Genomic DNA, 17,713 nt, shown 5'->3' on the forward strand with positions numbered 1-17,713 from the left:
GTGAGGATACTGGTTACTTCGTTCAATGGAAAAAAACACCATATTCAGATTTAACCGCTTCTTATTTTTAATTTTAAAAAAGAAAAAAATGTCAAAATTCAACTTAAAAAAATCAATTTTCGGAACCGGAAAAATTGCAGGCGAAACCACTGCAAAAGCTGGGAAATATACAGATTACGAGTTGTTAAGACGTGTAACGCTTGCCAACCTTTTATTTGAATCCAATTACTATCAACCTGCCGACGAAATTATGACGCAGATTGAAAATTTGTGTTCAAAAGTTTCGGGTGAGCAAATTGTAGAATTGGCTTTGGAATGTCGTTTTGAGCAAAAACTGCGACACACGCCGCTTTGGTTATTGATTTTAGCCAATGAAATTCACGATACGCCCGTGAAAGACGCGATTGCGAAAATTTCGAATCGACCAGATATGACCATGGATCTTTTGCAAATGTTGAAAGTGAGAAATGGTTCTTACAAAATGTCGAAATCCGTGAAAAAAGGCTTGGCTAAAGCGTTTGACAATTATGATGAATATCAAATTTCAAAGTACAAAAAAAGCAATTTAGAATTATCTTTAGTTGATGTTGTGAATTTGGTTCACCCAAAACCGACGCCAAAAAATGAAGCAGCTTTAAAAGCTTTAATTAATGATGAATTGAAACCTGCAAATACGTGGGAAGTTGCTTTCTCACAAGGTTCTGACAAAAAAGCAACTTTCGAAAGAATGATTTCCGAAAAAAGTTTGGGTTCCTTGGCGATTTTGCGAAATCTTAGAAATATGATTGAAGCGAATCTTTCCCGAAAAGATATCCAAAATGCGATTTCTCAGGTGAACAGCGGTTGGTTGACGCCTTTAAACTTTTTGGCTGCGCAAAGAAATGCCCCAGAATTTACTTCGGATATTGATAAAGCAATGAAAAATTGCTTTTCTCAAGAGAAAATATCGGGAACTACCATTCTTGCCATCGACGTTTCGGGAAGTATGGGCGGAATTACGAGTTCTAATTCTAAATTTTCGAGAATGGATTTGGCTTTTGCGATGGCAGCTGTTGGAACTTATGTTTTTGAAGATTTAATCTTGGTTTTCACCGCAGGTAGCGATGCAGCGCGTAAAGGTGCACATCTCGTTTGGAAAAATGGTAATGGACTTGGACTTTTTGATCATTTCAATGATATTTTCGAAAAATTAGGCGGCGGTGGAATTTTCACCTACCAACTTTGCGAATGGTTGAAGGACGAAGGTTACGCAAAAGATGCGGATCGATTGGTGGTTATTTCGGATAGCCAAGATATCGACGCACATTACGGTTCCGCAAAAATCCCTGACACAAAACCATATCAATCGTCGTATATCATTGATATTTCCTCGCACACACATGGAATAAAAACCAATCATTGGACCGCGGAAATCAACGGTTGGAGTGATAAAGTTTTTCAATACATTCGTGCGTTGGAAAAGGATTTGAATTAAAAATTAATTCTTGTATTTATAATAAATCCACCTCGTTTTGAGGTGGATTTTTTTTATTTCTTCTTTGATTTTTTAGCAATTTTATTGTATTCCAAACTAATCTTCATCCAATAATCAAAATCATTGACTTTTCTGAAACCTTCTGGCTCAACATAACAATATCCGCTCATCTGTTTGCCCTTCATAATCATCGGAAGGAAGCCAATTTTGCTAGAAACTTCTTCTTCCAAATTCGGATTGTAACGTAGCATCAAATTATCACCGCTGACATTGACACACATTTTATCATCAACCAGAAAAGCCAAACCTCCAAACATTTTCTTTTCAATAATATTTAGACTTGGGATTTTCGCGAGATATTCCCGGATGCGGTCTGCTAAATCTGTATTGTACGCCATTTTTACACAAATGCGGAAAAACCGGTAATTGCTCTTCCAACAATTAATGAATTAATTTCTTTCGTTCCTTCATACGAGTAAATCGCTTCGGCATCGGCAACAAAACGAGCGACATTATATTCGAGCAAAATTCCGTTTCCACCCATCACTTCACGCGCTCTACTCACAATATCACGCATTCTCAACGTACAAAAAACCTTGGCGATGGATGCGTGTTCATCTTTCAAAATACCTTCATCTTGCATTTCCGAAAGTCGAAAAACCATGGTTTGCATTGCCGTAAGATTTGATAGCATTTCCACCAAATGCCCTTGAATTAACTGAAAAGACGCAATCGGTTTCCCGAATTGTTCTCTTTTTCGGGTGTAATCTAAAGCATTTTCATAGGCACCTCGAGAACATCCAACCGCCATCCAAGCGACTCCAGCTCGAGTCATTTGCAAAATTTTTGCGGTATCTTTAAAGGAATTGGCTTTTTGAAGTCGATTTTCCTCCATAACCAAACAATCTTTCAGCGTAATCAATCCATTTTGAACGATTCGAAGTGCCATTTTCCCCTTGATTTTTTCTACTGAAAATCCAGGATTATCTTTTTCAACAATGAAACCTTTCACTTGATTATCATCTAAATCTCGAGCCCAAATAATCACCAAATCTGCAAAAGTTGCATTACCAATCCACTTTTTTTGGCCATTGAGAATCCAACCTTCCGGCGTTTTTTTACACGTCGTTGTTAAACCTCCCGCAGCGCCAGAACCAACTTCTGGTTCCGTTAAACCAAACGCACCAATTTTATCGAATTTCTGCATCTGAGGAAGCCATTTTGCTTTCTGTTCTTCGGAACCACAAACGTAAATGGAACCCATCGAAAGACCAGACTGAACGCCAAAGAATGTCGCAATCGAGGCATCAATTCGCGCCATTTCCATCGCCAAAACGCCTTCCATAATAAAAGGAAGATTTGGGCAACCGTAACCATCGTAGGTTACCCCACAAATATTGAGTTCTTTAAATTTTGGGATAAGCTCAAAAGGAAACTCATCATGCAGCCAATATTTATTAACGATTGGTGCAACTTCTTTCTCCATAAAAGCTCGAACTTTTAGTTGAATTTCACGATGTTCAGGACTCAAAGTATGATAAACGTCGTAAAAATCGCCATCAATAGGCGGAAGTTCACGTTTTGGATGTGAAGAAGATTCCACCATTTTCATCAAACCTTTTAATTGATTTTCATCCAATTTAGAAAAAGCTTGCATGACTTTGGGTAAATCAACTTTTTGAGATAACGCAGAAAGCTGATCAAAATCGATCTCTTTCAATAAATGAAATGCATCTTTTATTTTAGAAAATGTTCCGGACATAGTGTTGTGATTTTTTTTATAACGCAACAAAAATCAATCCGAGAACACATTTTAAGGTTTCAAAACTTTGGATTAAACTTTCAGAATCCCCCGAAATCCGCGAGACGCATAATACGATTCGGCGCCATTATGATACGTAAAAACATGATTATAACGGCGATCACAGAAAATGGCACCTCCCAATTTCCGAATTTCATCAGGCGTGTACACCCAGCTCGATGTTTTTTTATCAAATTCACCTAAAGTCTGCAAATGACGGTATTTTTCCTCATCTAGAATTTCGATTCCCATTTGGGTAGCCACATCCATTGCGTTGTTCGCAGGTTTATTTTCCTTTCTGGAATCCCATGCTGCTTTATCGTAACACAAACTCCTTCTTTTAGGCGTTTCCACAGAACAATCAACAAAGAAAAAATCAGAATCTTTTGCATTAAATACAACGACATCAGGTTCACCTTCCGTTACTTCCATTTCATTAATCGACCATAATTTTTCTGGCGATTGTTCTAATTTTGATTGAACTTTTTCCCAAGTAATATTGGGATGTCGATTTGTATTTTTGTCAAAACGAGTTTTTAAAATGTTTAAAATTTTGTCTGAATCGGATTTAGAAAGTTGGCGTTTCATCGGATTGAAATTTCAGTAAAAATAAAAATTATTGAAATTAAAATGGAGAAAAAAAGATCTACGATTCCAAAATAGCAACAATCTCTTTGAAGCCCATTTCTTTTGCATGTTGTAGAGCTGTAATTCTATCTTTATCAGGAATCGATAAATCTGCTTTATTATCTTTTAAAATCTGAATAATTTCTTGGTATTTTTTGCTTCCATTTCCGAGAACAACCGCTTCCATTAAAGCTGTCCAACCCAATCGGTTCACATGATTGATTGGAAAACTTTTTGTTGTCGCCAAAATTTTTACGGTTTCAACGTGACCGCGTTCACAAGCTGGAATTAAAGCCGTTCCGTTGTAGCGATTAAAAACATCGAATTTGGCTCCATTTTCTAGGAATAATTTCACCAATTCAGTTTGTCCGCTCGCTCCAGCGTACAGAAAAGCGCTATCTAAATTTTCCGCTTGTAGATTGACATCTGCTTTGTGAGAAACCAATAATTTCGCCATTTCGGTTTGTTGATTGAGTGTCGCAATTAGCAATAAAGACTGTCCGTTTTTGTTTTGAGTATTTACATTTGCGCCTTTTTCTAGAGCAAATTTTACGGCTTCAATTTTATTATTTTGAACTAAATTAATGATATCGGTTTGCTGCATAACATTTTCTGTTTGAGAATTTTTAAAATTTGATGAACAAGCATTGACACTTGCGAAAGAGAGAAGGAAAAGTAAGGTTTTCATAGACTCTGTTTTAAAACTAAATTATTCCGAAGATACGGAAAACCAAAAAACCACCCCAAATTGAGGTGGTTCTATACTTATGTTAAGCTCGATTAAGCTTGTTCTGCTGGTTTGTCTCCTTCTGGTTTTGGAGCATCGCCTTCAGTTCTTGGCTTTTGTTCTGGCTTTGGAGGTCTTGGAAGAAGAACTTTTCTTGAAAGTTTCATTTTCTTACGATCGTCGTAACCCATGAATTTCACTTCAACTTCGTCACCTTCCGCATAAGGAACTTTGTCTAAACGCTTCCACTCGATTTCTGAAATGTGTAGAAGACCTTCTGTTCCTTTTGCAATCGCTACGAAAGCTCCGAAATCCATTACTTTCACAACTTTTCCTTTGTAAACTTCGCCTACAACTGGTACGAAAGTGATTTCGTTGATTTTTGCAACTGCAGCGTTGATTTTCTCTCTGTCAACACCAGAAATCTCGATACGCCCGATTTCGCCAACTTCTTCAATTGCGATAACAGTATCCGTATCTTTCTGCATTTGCTGAATGATTTTTCCTCCAGGTCCGATTACCGCACCAATGAAGTCTTTAGGAATTTCCATCATCACCATTTTCGGAGCGTGAGGTTTCACGTCTTCTCTTGGTTCTGCAATCGTTTCTTTGATTTTTTCTAAAATATGTAATCTTCCGTCTTTTGCTTGCATTAAAGCCTGCTCCATGATATCCATAGAAAGACCTTGGATTTTGATGTCCATTTGACAAGCTGTAATTCCGTCCTCAGTTCCAGTCACTTTAAAGTCCATATCACCTAAGTGATCTTCGTCTCCTAAAATATCCGAAAGAACTGTAAATTTTCCTGATTTTTCATCAGTAATCAATCCCATTGCAATACCTGAAACTGGTTTCTTGATTTGAACTCCAGCATCCATCAAAGCCAATGTACCAGCACAAACTGTTGCCATTGATGATGAACCGTTAGATTCTAAAATATCAGAAACGATACGGATTGTATACGGATTTTCTTCAGGAATCATGTTTGCTAAAGCTCTTTGAGCCAAGTTTCCGTGACCAACTTCTCTTCTTGAAGTTCCTCTTAATGGACGAGCTTCACCTGTTGAGAATGGTGGGAAATTATAATGTAAGAAGAATTTTTCATCGTGGTTGGTAACAACGCTGTCTACCATGTTTGCATCTTTAACCGAACCTAAAGTTACCGCTGTTAAAGACTGAGTTTCACCTCTTGTGAAGATTGCAGAACCGTGTGCTCCTGGTAAATAATCGATTTCTGACCAGATTGGACGAATCGTTTGAGGATCACGACCATCAAGACGAACTTTTTCGTTCAAAATCATTTGACGCATCGCTTCTTTTTCCACATCGTGATAATATACTTTTACGAAAGGCGTAACTCTTTCCAATTCTTCAGGATTGTCAACATATTGAGCTAAGAAATCGTTAAGAACCGTTTTAAAGTTTTCACCTCTTTCTTCTTTAGCAGAAGGCGTTTTCGCAACTTCGTACACTTTATCGTACGTTTCTTTCCAAACTTTTTCACGAATGTCTTCGTCGTGAACTTCGTGAGAATATTCTCTTTTTGGAGAAGATCCCGCTACTTTTGCAGCCAATCTTTCTTGAGCTTCAATTTGATTGATGATTTCTTTATGCGCGAATTGGATAGCTTCCAACATTTCTTGCTCAGAAATTTCTTTCATTTCTCCTTCTACCATTACGATAGAAGATTTTGTTGCTCCAACCATAATATCCAATTCGGCGTTTGCTAAATCTTCATATTTAGGGTTGATAGCTAATTTTCCGTCCAATTTTACAACTCTAACTTCAGACATTGGTCCGTTGAAAGGAATATCTGTAATCGCGATCGCAGCAGACGCCGCTAAACCAGCTAAATCATCAGGAATTGTTTGTCCATCGTAAGAAATTAGGGAAATCATCACCTGAACTTCGGCGTGGAAATCTTCAGGGAATAAAGGTCTCAAAACTCTGTCTACCAAACGCATCGTCAAGATTTCTTGATCTGATGGTCTTGCTTCTCTACGGAAAAAGTTTCCAGGGATTTTTCCACCTGCGTAGAATTTTTCTCTGTAATCTACTGTTAAAGGTAAAAAGTCAACTCCAGGGTTGGCTTCTTTGTTGGCTACAACGGTTGCAAGAAGCATCGTTCCGCCCAATTTTACAACAACAGAACCATCGGCTTGTTTCGCCAACTTTCCTGTTTCAAGCGTAATTTCTCTTCCGTCTGCAAGAGTAATCAGCTCAGTGATTGCTTGTGGTGCACTCATAAAAAATGTCTTTTGTACTCCGTATTGAGTACGTTAAATTATTTAAACTCTTTAAATTTTCGTGGGCAAAGATACGGAATTTAGGCGGAATGGAAAATCGCAAAAACTAGAATCTGAAAATAAACAATTGATAATATGTCTGAAAAATAATGCTGTAATTTCACCGAATATTTACACGAAAGTTTATGAAAACGATTTTAAATTTAGAATATCTCGGATTATTAGTACTAGGAATTTTTGCTTTTGCACAAACGGGATGGTCTTGGTGGTGGTTTGTAGGCCTATTCTTCGTTCCTGATATTTCGATGTTGGGATATTTAATAAATCCTAAAATTGGTGCTTTTTTCTATAATTTGTTTCACCATTTAGGTGTTGCGATATTGGTATTTTTAGCAGGAAAATATTTTGCAATTCCAGCAGTTGAAATTGCAGGAATTATCTTATTTTCTCATTCTGCATTTGACAGAATTATGGGGTATGGTTTGAAATATTCTGACAGTTTTCAGAATACACATTTAGGGAAGATTGGGAGGGTGAAATAGTTCAGATTTAATTCTCAACAGAATTTCGGATTCCTTTTTGATCTAAAGAGGATTGCAATTGCGAAATAAACTTTCGAATGGTCGCTTCCGATTCGGGCATTATTGCATTTTTTGCGCTGAAAAGTAAATTAAACGACGAATCACCATTTTTCTTAAAAATCTGAAATCGACCTTTATAACCAGGCGACCGATATGCTGGTCCAACAACACGAAATACAACTTTATCAATCTCGGAAATTCTGTATTTTGTAAATAAAAGATTCGTTGCAATTAAATGGTCTCCCTCAATTATAAATGGATCAGGATTCATTCTTTTACCGATAAACACAATCAAAAGACCAACACCAAGGCTAATTCCCAAAATCCAAAATAAGGCATTCTGATCGGAGTTACTACCTGACTCCGTTTCTGCAATAAAAATTTCTTTACTATCCGGCTCAGTTAATTCGGAACGACTTAATTCTCGAATATCATCACCTCGAAAACTCGAAGCATTGATAACATTTAAAGCAGCTTGAGGATTTTTAAATTTATAAACAGCCGAAGACATCAACTGTGAACTTCCCATATCGTCAAAGAAAAAATAATCGTCTCCAGACTTCCAAACACTTCCATCAGAAAGCCCTTTGGATTGAAGTTTTTGAAACGGAAAACCTGGCCTCCTGTTCAATTCCATCAACTTTGTATTTCTGCTATCCAAACCTCGATTTCGCACACGAACTTCCTCTGAATCAAAATAATAAATTTTATTATTACTCAGAAAAACACCCGTTTCTATTTCTTTAAAATCAGAATAGTTAAAAATATTATCCCCAAAGCGTTCCACTTTCTTTTTGGCTGAATTGTAAAAATAAATTCCATTTTTGGAAGTAAAAAACACTTGATACGCATGTTTCAGATCACTTGTAAGAAGCTTGTAAGGCGCATTTTCTTTATCAAAAGCGATTCCATCTGCATACACGAAACCATTTTTAGAATCGTACAAATATGTATTTCTTCCGGGAATATCAGCTACAATATCGATTTCATACATACTCGAATCATACTTTACATCCAACAAATTCGTATGATAATATACGTGTTCTCCATCCGTAAAATACGTGTTACTTTCTCGATCAAACGCATTCTTTTCCTTGATGTAAATTGGTTTTAAGGTTTTTGGATTTGCTTTCGGCAAGAGTTTGCCTTTATAAAACACTTGATTATCAGTCGTTGCAATTCCGTATTGTGACTGGGCTTGATAGGTTTTTCCATCTGGCATTTTTTCATACGCATACCAATAATCTTGAGGCTTATCATTGAGTTTGAATTGATATCCTATCAATTTCAAAATATATTCAAAAGCACTCATATGACTATTCCGTTCCGAATTGGAATTAGCATAATATGTGGTCACACCATCCGTATAATAATTATTCCCGATAGGTCTTACTTTTGTGGGATTGAGACCTTCCAAAATTAAATTCCCAGCATAGACATGGTTCTTATCAAAACCAATATGGCTATCATGATAGGTATCTGGAAAATAGCGAAAACTAGCAGCATCAGCTCCTTTTATTTCGTAATCGCCACCACTAGGAACCGTCGCATAAATCTTTCCATTTCCTTTTGAAAATATCCGATTGATCGATTTTAAATTCTCTCCTTCAGTTGAATTCCCAACATCAAATGTTGCATAGACTAAGGCAAAAATCATAAAAAAAGCAAACCTAAAAACGCATATAATATGTTGCGGTATTTGTACAGCATCGTCTATTTAAAAGTTAGTAAACTCGTTTACTACAAGATTAAGGTGACCAAATTTAACAAATTAATTAAAACTTGACTAGTCATCCCAATTTTAGAAATGAAAGCATAAAAAAAGCAACTCGTTTCGGAGTTGCTCTTTGTTTTTTATCGGTAAGATTATTTTCTCAATCCTAATTCAGCGATAATTGCTCTATATCTGTTGATATCTTTTTTCTTAAGATAATCCAACAATCTTTTTCTTTTACCTACTAATTTTACCAATGATTTTTCAGTATTGTAGTCTTTGTGATTTGACTTCAAATGACCTGAAAGGTGGTTAATTCTGAAAGTAAATAAAGCAACCTGTCCTTCAGCGCTTCCTGTGTCTGTTGCAGATTTACCGTGTTTTGCGAAAATTTCTGCTTTCTTTTCTGTAGTTAAGTACATGCAAATATTATTTAATGATTATTATGTAACGAGCTGCAAAAGTACAACTAAATACAAAACCTCGCAACTATTTTTTAATTCAAAAATAAAAGTATAGAAAAAATAGTAATTTTCTATTGATAAGTATAACGAAAATCAGCCAATTGGAACTATCTTTGCATTGAAATTACGTGATGAAAAAAAATCGATTAGCTCTTGTTGTTTTGGTACTTGTCGCAGGCGGGCTTGCTATTGCGAAAGCACAATCATTTTCCTCCAATGGAAATCTGGACGCTCAGTCTTCGGACCTTCAACAAAAGAAGATCATTTATTTCAATCCGGAAGTTTTCCCCAACGTAGAAGAAATTAAAGATGCTACCAATACTGCATTTTTCTCTGCCGTATCCGACAAAATACTTTCTCTTCCTAAAAATGCAATGCTTCGTGCAGATGCGCCGGTAGAATTTGACAATATTGATGTGGAATCCATCAAAGAATATTGCAAAAACAACAATGCTGATTTTGCGGTTGTTCCCAAAGTACAATACTTCAAAGTAGGTTTGGGCAAATACGTTTTCTCTAATCAGGTTGTTGTAAGTATGAAACTTTACGATGCTGATGGAAAATTTATCACAGAAACCAATTACGACACCTACAAAAAGAATATGCGTCTTTTAGGTTCTGCAGAGAACTCAGTTAAAGTGGGCACCAAAGGAGCCATTACTGAAATTATTAAAAATCTTAAAAAAATCCGGAGGAGTAAAGTAGATCAATTCTAGCATCAGCTACACGAGAGGACCGCAGCGTGACATTCGTTATTCTGTTTAATTAAAAGTAACTTTGCAAAAATTCAAGCTTTGACTTCAAAAGAACTATTCTTCAACCCTGCCGATATTGCCGAACATCTTAGCGAACTGCCAGCAGATCAAAGGTTAATTGATTTCCTGAAGGTTCCCAAAGAATATAAGGCCGACGTTTTTTCGCATCTTGATCCCGATTTCCAGGAAGAAACCATCCGAAGTATTGGTTCTGATCAAGTTTCGGAAATTTTAAATGGAATGAGCCCGGATGACCGGACCGCTTTGTTCGAGGATTTTCCGGATGAACTCATCAAATATTCCATCAATCATCTTAACCCTCAAGAACGCAGAATTGCCCTAAAACTTTTGGGCTATGACGCCGATTCTATTGCACGTTTGATGACGCCGTATTACATCCAAATCCGAAAAGAATGGACTGTAAAACGTTGTTTAACGCAAATAAAAAAAGTAGGAAGCAAGGTGGAAACCATGAACCACTTATATGTTGTTGATGAAAAAAACCGATTAATAGACGATTTAACCATCGGAGCACTCCTTCTTGCCGAAGAAGACACGCTGGTGTCCGAAATTACAGACAATCATTTTGTAGCCATTCCAACAAAAACATCGAAAGAAGATGCTGTTTCGTATTTTGAGAAGTACGACCGCACCGCGCTTCCCATCGTTACAGATGCTGGCGTCCTGGTAGGAATTGTAACTATTGACGACATCCTCGATCAAATCGAGTCACAAAATACCGAAGACATTCAAAAATTTGGTGGTTTGGAGGCACTAGACGTTCCCTACACGCAAACGCCACTTTCCGAAATGATTAAGAAAAGAGGCTATTGGCTTATCATTCTCTTTTTCTCGGAAATGCTTACTGCATCAGCGATGGGTTATTTCGAGGATGAAATTCAGAAAGCGGTAGTTCTTGCTCTTTTCGTTCCATTAATTATTTCCAGTGGAGGAAATTCTGGTTCGCAAGCGGCAACCTTAATTATTCGTGCTATGGCGTTGCAAGAAATCTCATTGAAAGATTGGTGGTACGTCATGAAAAAGGAAATCTTAACCGGAATTTTCTTAGGTGGAATTTTAGGCTGCATCGGGTTTTTACGAATTATGGTTTGGCATGAACTCGGAATTTTTGATTATGGAGTACATTGGCAATTTGTCGGTCTAAGTGTGGGCGTTTCCTTAATCGCCATTGTGTTATGGGGAACAATTTCAGGATCGATGGTTCCATTTATTTTGAAAAAACTTAATCTTGACCCTGCAACCTCATCGGCACCATTTGTAGCTACTTTGGTAGACGTAACTGGACTTATCATTTATTTCAGTATTGCAGGAATATTCCTTAGCGGAAGATTATTGTAATCCTTTTTCCAAGAAAATTGTATTTTAGAATTCTCAATCGAAAAAAATATGAGAATTGTATCGTTAGTTCCGTCCATTACAGAAACGTTATTCGATTTTGGTTTGAATCACGAACACGTTGTTGGGCGTACTAAATTCTGCATTCACCCGAAAAATGTAGTAGAAAAAGTCCCCATTATAGGCGGAACGAAGAATCTGAATATTGAAAAAATAAAGGCTTTGAACCCCGATTTAATTATCGCTAACAAAGAAGAAAACGTCAAAGAGCAAGTGGAAGAATTAATGAAGGATTTTGATGTAATGCTCACCAATATTGAAACGATTGAAGATAATTACTACTTTATAAAATCCATTGGAAGACTTTTACATCAGGAAGAAAAAGCGCAGAAATTCTATTTAAAGGCATACGAAAGTTTATACGAAAACAAGGCTTCAAAACCATACAAAATCGCGTATCTTATTTGGAAAGATCCGTATATGACCGTAGGAAACGATACGTTTATTCATCATATTTTAACGGAATTAGGTTTGGATAATCAGTTTAAAAATCAAAATCGATATCCTGAAATTCAAGTAACAGATTTGGAAAAAGCAGACGTTATTTTACTTTCCAGCGAGCCGTATCCTTTTAAAGAAAAGCATTTAGACGAATTAAAGGCTCAATTTCCAACCAAAAAAATCCTACTCGTTGATGGCGAAGCTTTTTCGTGGTTCGGAACTCGAATTGCAAAATGCGGAAACTACTATAAAGAATTACTTCAAGAAATTGAAAACTAAAAAAGAGCGAAAAATTTCGCTCTTTTTTTACTTATTTTTAAATCAAATTTGATTTACATAATCTTCGAAATCTCGCCACAAAGCCATTCTAGCATTTGACGATCTTCATCCGTAAAAGGATCTATTTTATGGGAATCAATATCAATTTGACCAATATTTTTTCCATCCTTAAAAATCGGAACCACAATCTCCGACTTCGTATCCATTGAGCAACTCAAATAATTATCTTGCAAAGTCACATCAGGAACCACAAACGTTTCGTTAGAAACAGCCACTTGTCCGCAAATTCCCTTTCCAAAAGGAATTACCGTATGATCCGTTTCGGCACCTACGTAAGGACCTAAAACCAATTCTTCTTTATCACCATTTCGGAAATAAAATCCCGTCCAATTAAAGTAGGAAATCTCTTGATCCAAAAGCGTACAAATCTTCTGCAACTTCCCTTCTGTCGTATCTTTCGGACTTTCTAAAATAGAAAGTAAACGTTTTTTTAATTCTGTGCTCATACCAATTCTTCTAAATTCATTTCATCACGATACCCAAACATTCTGCGCTCTTTAATCATATCCGAAACGCCTACTGGAAGCTGATCTTCCCATCCTGATTCGCAATGGCTAATCTTCTTTAAAATATCTCTTGAATAGATTTCCGAAAACGTTGGATTGTAATTTTTAATATCCAAAATTCGCTTATTCAGCTTGAAATATTTGTATAGCTCCTTCAAATTGGACTCTACTTTCAAGTTTTCAGCATTCAAAACTTCGCCTGTATCAGGATCTTTGTACGGATACAAATACACGGTAACATCCTTTCTAAAGAACTTCCCGAAAGCTTCCAAAATTCCGCCAGACAAGTTGCTGTAGTACTTTTCATCAAAAACACCAAGTAAATTATTCACTCCCATTGCAATACCAATTTTTTGGTTGGTAAATCCTGCGAAATAATCTGTCAAACGATAGTATTCTGAGTAATTTGAAATAATAACATTATAGCCCAACATCCCTAAAACATCCACCCTATCAAGGAAATCACGCTCATCAATATCACCTGAAGCCGTTAAATTTGAAATCGTAATTTCAAACAAAACTTCTACTTTTTCCTTCGTACTCACGGTGTCTTCCATGAACATTTGAAGTCCATTTTCGAACATATCAACATTCACCAAAGTTACAGGTCTGAAGCTTCCACGAACTGCAAAAACATTCTTTTTATACAGTAAATCTGCGGGTAACATATTGTTTCCTTCCGGTGTGAAAATCACGGCATCCGTCATCCCAGATTTTACCAATTGAAGCGACATCAAGCGATTATCAACGTATTCGAAAGTCGGTCCCGAGAAATCAATCATATCGATTTCCACATTATCTAGCGAAATATCATCGTATAAAGATTCGATTAATCGACGTGGATTATCACTATAATTAAATGCCCCATAAATAAGGTTAACACCCAATTTTCCTAGTGTTTCTTGCTGAAGCGTTGCATCATTTTCTCGAAACTTCACATGGAATACGATTTCATTATATCCTGCCTCTGGCTCGCTCTGAAAACGAATTCCGACCCAACCATGCCCTTTTAACGTTTTATCAAAATTGATGGTCGTTACCGTATTAGCATACGAAAAGAACTTTCTATTGGGATTGGTCTCCCGAGAAATTCGCTCTTCAACCAAATCAGCTTCATAACGGAGCATTTTTCGTAAACGAACTTGAGTAACGTATCTATTTTTGGGTTCTTTCCCATAAATAGCATCACTAAAGTCTTTATCGTAAGCAGACATTGCTTTTGCAATGGTTTGAGATGCACCACCAGCTCTAAAAAAATGACGAACAGTCTCTTGACCGGCGCCAATTTCGGCAAACGTTCCGTAGATGTTCTGGTTTAAATTGACGGCTAAAGCTTTTTGTTTTGGAGTAAGAATTTGGGTTACCAAAGACATTTTTTAAATTTTCGTAAATTTACCAAAATAAATACATTCCTTCAAAACATGAAGTTGAAATTTCTCGGCACCGGTACTTCACAGGGTATTCCCGTCATTGGATCAACAGATCCCGTGTGTTTATCTAAGAATCCGAAGGACAAAAGATTACGCAGCTCTGCCCTACTGACAACTTCTCATGAAAAAAAAATCTTAATTGACTGTGGTCCCGATTTTCGCCAGCAGATGTTGATGAACAACGAAAATGACATCCAAGCTGTTCTATTAACGCATGAACATAACGATCATATTATTGGTTTGGATGATTTGCGTCCGCTAATTTTCAAAAACAGGGCAAACATGCCGATGTATTGCAACGAAAGGGTTTCGAGAGAAATTAGTTCACGATTTCCCTACGCATTTGTAGATCATAAATATCCTGGAGCTCCCGCATTTGATATTCATTTGGTTGATGAACAACCATTCGAAGTTGAAGGAACAGAAATTATACCCATCCAAATCGAGCATGGAGAGCTTCCTATTTTAGGGTTTAAAATTAAAAACCTCGTGTACATCACAGATGCGAGCAATATATCAGAAGTTGAAAAAGAGAAATTAAAAAATCTTGATTTCCTCATCGTCAATTGTTTGAGGAAGGCTCCCGCTCATCATTCGCATTATATTTTACCGGAAGTTTTAGACTTAATTGCGGAGCTAAAACCTCAGAAAACCTATCTTACTCACATCAGTCATCATCTCGGTTTCCACAATGAAGTTGAAGCTGAATTGCCGCAACAGGTTCATTTAGCGTATGATGGATTGGAGCTCGAATTTTAATTGAAATTTTTTGAAAAAAAATTCTTTTTTAAGAAAAAAATAGTTTTATATTTGCACACCAATTTAAAAGCAGCCCAGGTGGCGGAATTGGTAGACGCGCTGGTCTCAAACACCAGTTCTTAGGAGTACCGGTTCGATCCCGGTCCTGGGTACGAAAAAAGCCTTTTAATCTATTGATTATCAGGCTTTTTTATTTTATCAAGGGACAAAATAGGGACAAAAATAGTTGAAAAGTGATCTTTTTAAAGTCTCTGACAGTAATTGGTTTGTAACTTTAGTAGGTTTTTTAAATGCCAACATATAATTCAATTAATTTCATAAAAAATACAGGCATTTTTGCCTGCATTCTAATATTAAAAGTTATAGTAAGATTATTTAACAATAATTTTCCGTGCTTCCTGTTTTCCATCAACTTCTAAGATCACAATATAATTTCCTTGTACTATATTTTGAAGTTGAATTTTATTATCTCCCTGTTTTACTATCGGTGGTTTTCCTCTTCGTTTGCTGTCAAAAAGAACACAAAATAAAGAGTGAAAAAGGAGGAATTGATATTATTGCCAACATTTACTATAATGCTTCAAAAAGTTTGGACGATTATCAGCAGATTATCATTTCAAGAATGAATTATCATGATGATGACCTTATCGAACTGGTTCCAAACATTAGGATTCCGGAACTAAACGATAGTATTTATTATATCCGTGATTCAGTTTATTACAATATTGGAACGATGATGCATTCAAAATCTCTTGTTTTCAAAGAAAAACTTTCAGAAAAGCCGAAACAATTGTCCGACAAAAAATACGGGGCAGTTTGGGTAAATATTCCGATTTATGATTACGAAATGCGTAAAGACCTAACGGATACAATTCTGTATGGAAAGAAGAATTTTAAACGTTTTCAGATTGCTACAAAAGAAAGTTACAGCATTTTTTATGTAGCTAAAACCGATACGATTCTCCCTTATTCTATGAATCGAATTGCTGACAAAGATTACTCAGGAAGATTGGAACGCATTGACAGTTATGACAAAAAAAGGATTTATTTTCGACCCTTATTCTTTTGCCAAGAAAATATTGGGATAAAGAGGCATCGGGAATTTTTGAGTATAACCATGCATCTTTATGCAAACTTGAAAGATAATGTGATCTGTACGTCAGGATCTTAAAAGATAATCCCGAACCATTTTTGATTCGGGATTATCTTTTTCAAGAATTTTAGAGTATATGCAATTATTTACACTCTGTATTTACAGGATTATTGCGAATTTCCCCACCGCCTGGCAATGTAACATAATAATCGGTTTTATATGCATTTCCAGATTTGAAAAAATCAGTAGAAACAATCTGTGCTCCACTCGAAAACGCGGCATTGGCACGTGTTTTATCATTAACTTTAGCTTCATAGGTTTCTATATCTGATCTTGTTCTAACCAAATAACCATCAGAAACGGCTTGTTTTATTTCGTTCTGGCGAATAATCGCATTATCCAGTAAGATGAAAGCTGCAAAACTATCTTCTCGTTCTCCCTGCATAAACATCAATCGTTCTTTCAGAGAGTTATTTTGAAGATAAGGATTTTCTTTTGTTGAGTTGGTTCCTGCGGCTCCAGGAAGCAATAAAAAAACAAATTTCCCTTTGCTTTCCTTCAAAGTTGGCCAGTTTTTATTAAGAACTGCTTCTTTCAAAGTTTTATATTTGCCTTGGATTTGCTTGGGTGTAATGAGTTTATCTACTCCCAGATATTCCTTCACTTCTTCGTCCAAAGCATTATATGCAGCTTTATCAAATGGTAACACTGTAGTACTGTTCGGGAAAATAGGGAATCCGCTGTCTTTCGCTTCTATCATAATGAAAACAGGAGAATGTTCAGGATTTTGATTTGACCAGTTTTTAAGTTCTGTCAAAGCATCTTTAAAGGTAGGATAATGCGACCGAAAATCAATATCAGCAACATGCAATACTTTAAAACCTGGTTTTTCCAATCCTTTTTTATTATGAACAGCCAAATCTGTAACGCCTTTCTGATTCAGTATTTCATAAGTAGCAGGTTTTAAGAAACGTCCGCCTTCCGGATCATAATACACGTCTATTTCCAGACTTCTCAAATTAGCATTCAATTGGTCATTGAAATTTGGATGATTATAATTTAACCCTTCCAAAAAATTAATCTCATTAGGATGAAATTCCTTCATTTTCGCTTTTTGCTCTTCGCTCATTTTCCCAGTATATTTTTCCATCAATTTATTGATAATAGGAGAAGCGAAATCCAAAACCTTTTGATCTACAGGTTGTGCATAAGAATTGTGTGTACCTAAAACCTGTATTTCATTAATTTTTAAATTATTACATTTTCTGTTTAACACAGATTGTTGTGCATGGCTAAACGAAAAGAATGATAAAGCCGATATAGTGATAATTTTTTTCATT

The 17,713-nt window shown here is 36.2% G+C and carries 17 protein-coding genes and 1 tRNA gene; 8 read left to right on the forward strand and 10 right to left on the reverse strand.

The window, feature by feature from the left end; translation table 11 throughout:
• The first annotated feature begins 88 nt into the window (after nucleotides 1–88).
• The gene (locus AC5XHR_RS04490) at nucleotides 89–1,474 is read left to right on the forward strand and encodes a TROVE domain-containing protein (protein ID WP_495949575.1); all 1,386 of its coding nucleotides are present in this window, start codon (nucleotides 89–91) and stop codon (nucleotides 1,472–1,474) included.
• A gap of 53 nt (nucleotides 1,475–1,527) precedes the next feature.
• Here the strand turns inward: AC5XHR_RS04490 and AC5XHR_RS04495 are convergent, their stop codons facing one another.
• From AC5XHR_RS04495 to AC5XHR_RS04515, 5 genes are all read right to left on the reverse strand, one after another.
• On the reverse strand, nucleotides 1,528–1,872 hold the full coding sequence (locus AC5XHR_RS04495) for a TfoX/Sxy family protein (protein ID WP_495949576.1): 345 nt from the start codon (nucleotides 1,870–1,872) through the stop codon (nucleotides 1,528–1,530).
• A 2-nt stretch (nucleotides 1,873–1,874) separates the two neighbouring features.
• Nucleotides 1,875–3,236, reverse strand: coding sequence for an acyl-CoA dehydrogenase family protein (locus AC5XHR_RS04500; RefSeq protein ID WP_495949577.1), 1,362 nt, complete (start codon nucleotides 3,234–3,236; stop codon nucleotides 1,875–1,877).
• Nucleotides 3,237–3,308: 72 nt separating this feature from the next.
• A complete protein-coding gene (locus AC5XHR_RS04505) occupies nucleotides 3,309–3,863 on the reverse strand; it encodes a DUF4256 domain-containing protein (protein ID WP_495949578.1) in 555 nt (184 codons plus the stop codon).
• A gap of 58 nt (nucleotides 3,864–3,921) precedes the next feature.
• On the reverse strand, nucleotides 3,922–4,590 hold the full coding sequence (locus AC5XHR_RS04510) for an ankyrin repeat domain-containing protein (RefSeq protein ID WP_495949579.1): 669 nt from the start codon (nucleotides 4,588–4,590) through the stop codon (nucleotides 3,922–3,924).
• A 92-nt stretch (nucleotides 4,591–4,682) separates the two neighbouring features.
• On the reverse strand, nucleotides 4,683–6,875 hold the full coding sequence (locus tag AC5XHR_RS04515) for a polyribonucleotide nucleotidyltransferase (protein WP_495949580.1): 2,193 nt from the start codon (nucleotides 6,873–6,875) through the stop codon (nucleotides 4,683–4,685).
• Nucleotides 6,876–7,060: 185 nt separating this feature from the next.
• On the opposite strand from AC5XHR_RS04515, the gene AC5XHR_RS04520 reads away from it, so the two are divergent.
• On the forward strand, nucleotides 7,061–7,417 hold the full coding sequence (locus AC5XHR_RS04520; RefSeq protein WP_495949581.1) for a DUF4260 domain-containing protein: 357 nt from the start codon (nucleotides 7,061–7,063) through the stop codon (nucleotides 7,415–7,417).
• 7 nt (nucleotides 7,418–7,424) lie between these two features.
• Here AC5XHR_RS04520 and AC5XHR_RS04525 read toward each other — a convergent pair whose 3' ends face one another.
• On the reverse strand, nucleotides 7,425–9,113 hold the full coding sequence (locus AC5XHR_RS04525) for a DKNYY domain-containing protein (protein WP_495949582.1): 1,689 nt from the start codon (nucleotides 9,111–9,113) through the stop codon (nucleotides 7,425–7,427).
• 209 nt (nucleotides 9,114–9,322) lie between these two features.
• On the reverse strand, nucleotides 9,323–9,592 hold the full coding sequence (gene rpsO / locus AC5XHR_RS04530) for a 30S ribosomal protein S15 (protein WP_495949583.1): 270 nt from the start codon (nucleotides 9,590–9,592) through the stop codon (nucleotides 9,323–9,325).
• Between the two features lie 173 nt (nucleotides 9,593–9,765).
• Here rpsO and AC5XHR_RS04535 point away from each other — a divergent pair, with 173 nt between their 5' ends.
• The 3 genes from AC5XHR_RS04535 to AC5XHR_RS04545 all read left to right on the forward strand — a co-directional run bounded on the left by AC5XHR_RS04535 (nucleotide 9,766) and on the right by AC5XHR_RS04545 (nucleotide 12,525).
• A complete protein-coding gene (locus AC5XHR_RS04535) occupies nucleotides 9,766–10,350 on the forward strand; it encodes a pyruvate decarboxylase (protein ID WP_495949584.1) in 585 nt (194 codons plus the stop codon).
• 78 nt (nucleotides 10,351–10,428) lie between these two features.
• Complete coding sequence (gene mgtE / locus AC5XHR_RS04540; RefSeq protein ID WP_495949585.1) at nucleotides 10,429–11,748, forward strand: magnesium transporter; 1,320 nt, start codon at nucleotides 10,429–10,431, stop codon at nucleotides 11,746–11,748.
• 48 nt (nucleotides 11,749–11,796) lie between these two features.
• Complete coding sequence (locus tag AC5XHR_RS04545; protein WP_495949586.1) at nucleotides 11,797–12,525, forward strand: ABC transporter substrate-binding protein; 729 nt, start codon at nucleotides 11,797–11,799, stop codon at nucleotides 12,523–12,525.
• Nucleotides 12,526–12,578: 53 nt separating this feature from the next.
• Here the strand turns inward: AC5XHR_RS04545 and AC5XHR_RS04550 are convergent, their stop codons facing one another.
• Entirely contained in the window at nucleotides 12,579–13,031 is a 453-nt protein-coding gene (locus AC5XHR_RS04550; protein ID WP_495949587.1) for a GAF domain-containing protein, read from the reverse strand.
• Nucleotides 13,028–14,464 carry a TonB-dependent receptor gene (locus AC5XHR_RS04555; protein WP_495949588.1) on the reverse strand — a complete coding sequence of 479 codons (1,437 nt, stop codon included), beginning with the start codon at nucleotides 14,462–14,464 and terminating at the stop codon, nucleotides 13,028–13,030. The genes AC5XHR_RS04550 and AC5XHR_RS04555 overlap by 4 nt, the downstream gene beginning before the upstream one ends.
• A 48-nt stretch (nucleotides 14,465–14,512) precedes the next feature.
• Here AC5XHR_RS04555 and AC5XHR_RS04560 point away from each other — a divergent pair, with 48 nt between their 5' ends.
• The 3 genes from AC5XHR_RS04560 to AC5XHR_RS04570 all read left to right on the forward strand — a co-directional run bounded on the left by AC5XHR_RS04560 (nucleotide 14,513) and on the right by AC5XHR_RS04570 (nucleotide 16,451).
• Entirely contained in the window at nucleotides 14,513–15,280 is a 768-nt protein-coding gene (locus AC5XHR_RS04560; RefSeq protein WP_495949589.1) for an MBL fold metallo-hydrolase, read from the forward strand.
• A gap of 72 nt (nucleotides 15,281–15,352) precedes the next feature.
• Nucleotides 15,353–15,432, forward strand: a tRNA-Leu gene (locus tag AC5XHR_RS04565).
• Between the two features lie 437 nt (nucleotides 15,433–15,869).
• Complete coding sequence (locus AC5XHR_RS04570; RefSeq protein ID WP_495949590.1) at nucleotides 15,870–16,451, forward strand: hypothetical protein; 582 nt, start codon at nucleotides 15,870–15,872, stop codon at nucleotides 16,449–16,451.
• Between the two features lie 64 nt (nucleotides 16,452–16,515).
• On the opposite strand, the gene AC5XHR_RS04575 is transcribed toward AC5XHR_RS04570, so the two are convergent.
• Nucleotides 16,516–17,712: a Ca2+-dependent phosphoinositide-specific phospholipase C gene (locus AC5XHR_RS04575; RefSeq protein WP_495949591.1), complete on the reverse strand. Its 1,197-nt coding sequence runs from the start codon at nucleotides 17,710–17,712 to the stop codon at nucleotides 16,516–16,518.
• Nucleotide 17,713 lies beyond the last annotated feature (1 nt).

It is taken from the genome of Kaistella sp. CFF1-2 (assembly GCF_059509915.1).

Coding starts and splice junctions, on each gene's coding strand:
- AC5XHR_RS04490 (WP_495949575.1), top strand. CDS start 89: ATGTCAAAATTCAACTTAAAAAAATCAATTTTCGGAACCGGAAAAATT.
- AC5XHR_RS04495 (WP_495949576.1), bottom strand. CDS start 1,872: ATGGCGTACAATACAGATTTAGCAGACCGCATCCGGGAATATCTCGCG.
- AC5XHR_RS04500 (WP_495949577.1), bottom strand. CDS start 3,236: ATGTCCGGAACATTTTCTAAAATAAAAGATGCATTTCATTTATTGAAA.
- AC5XHR_RS04505 (WP_495949578.1), bottom strand. CDS start 3,863: ATGAAACGCCAACTTTCTAAATCCGATTCAGACAAAATTTTAAACATT.
- AC5XHR_RS04510 (WP_495949579.1), bottom strand. CDS start 4,590: ATGAAAACCTTACTTTTCCTTCTCTCTTTCGCAAGTGTCAATGCTTGT.
- AC5XHR_RS04515 (WP_495949580.1), bottom strand. CDS start 6,875: ATGAGTGCACCACAAGCAATCACTGAGCTGATTACTCTTGCAGACGGA.
- AC5XHR_RS04520 (WP_495949581.1), top strand. CDS start 7,061: ATGAAAACGATTTTAAATTTAGAATATCTCGGATTATTAGTACTAGGA.
- AC5XHR_RS04525 (WP_495949582.1), bottom strand. CDS start 9,113: ATGATTTTTGCCTTAGTCTATGCAACATTTGATGTTGGGAATTCAACT.
- rpsO (WP_495949583.1), bottom strand. CDS start 9,592: ATGTACTTAACTACAGAAAAGAAAGCAGAAATTTTCGCAAAACACGGT.
- AC5XHR_RS04535 (WP_495949584.1), top strand. CDS start 9,766: ATGAAAAAAAATCGATTAGCTCTTGTTGTTTTGGTACTTGTCGCAGGC.
- AC5XHR_RS04545 (WP_495949586.1), top strand. CDS start 11,797: ATGAGAATTGTATCGTTAGTTCCGTCCATTACAGAAACGTTATTCGAT.
- AC5XHR_RS04550 (WP_495949587.1), bottom strand. CDS start 13,031: ATGAGCACAGAATTAAAAAAACGTTTACTTTCTATTTTAGAAAGTCCG.
- AC5XHR_RS04555 (WP_495949588.1), bottom strand. CDS start 14,464: ATGTCTTTGGTAACCCAAATTCTTACTCCAAAACAAAAAGCTTTAGCC.
- AC5XHR_RS04560 (WP_495949589.1), top strand. CDS start 14,513: ATGAAGTTGAAATTTCTCGGCACCGGTACTTCACAGGGTATTCCCGTC.
- AC5XHR_RS04575 (WP_495949591.1), bottom strand. CDS start 17,712: ATGAAAAAAATTATCACTATATCGGCTTTATCATTCTTTTCGTTTAGC.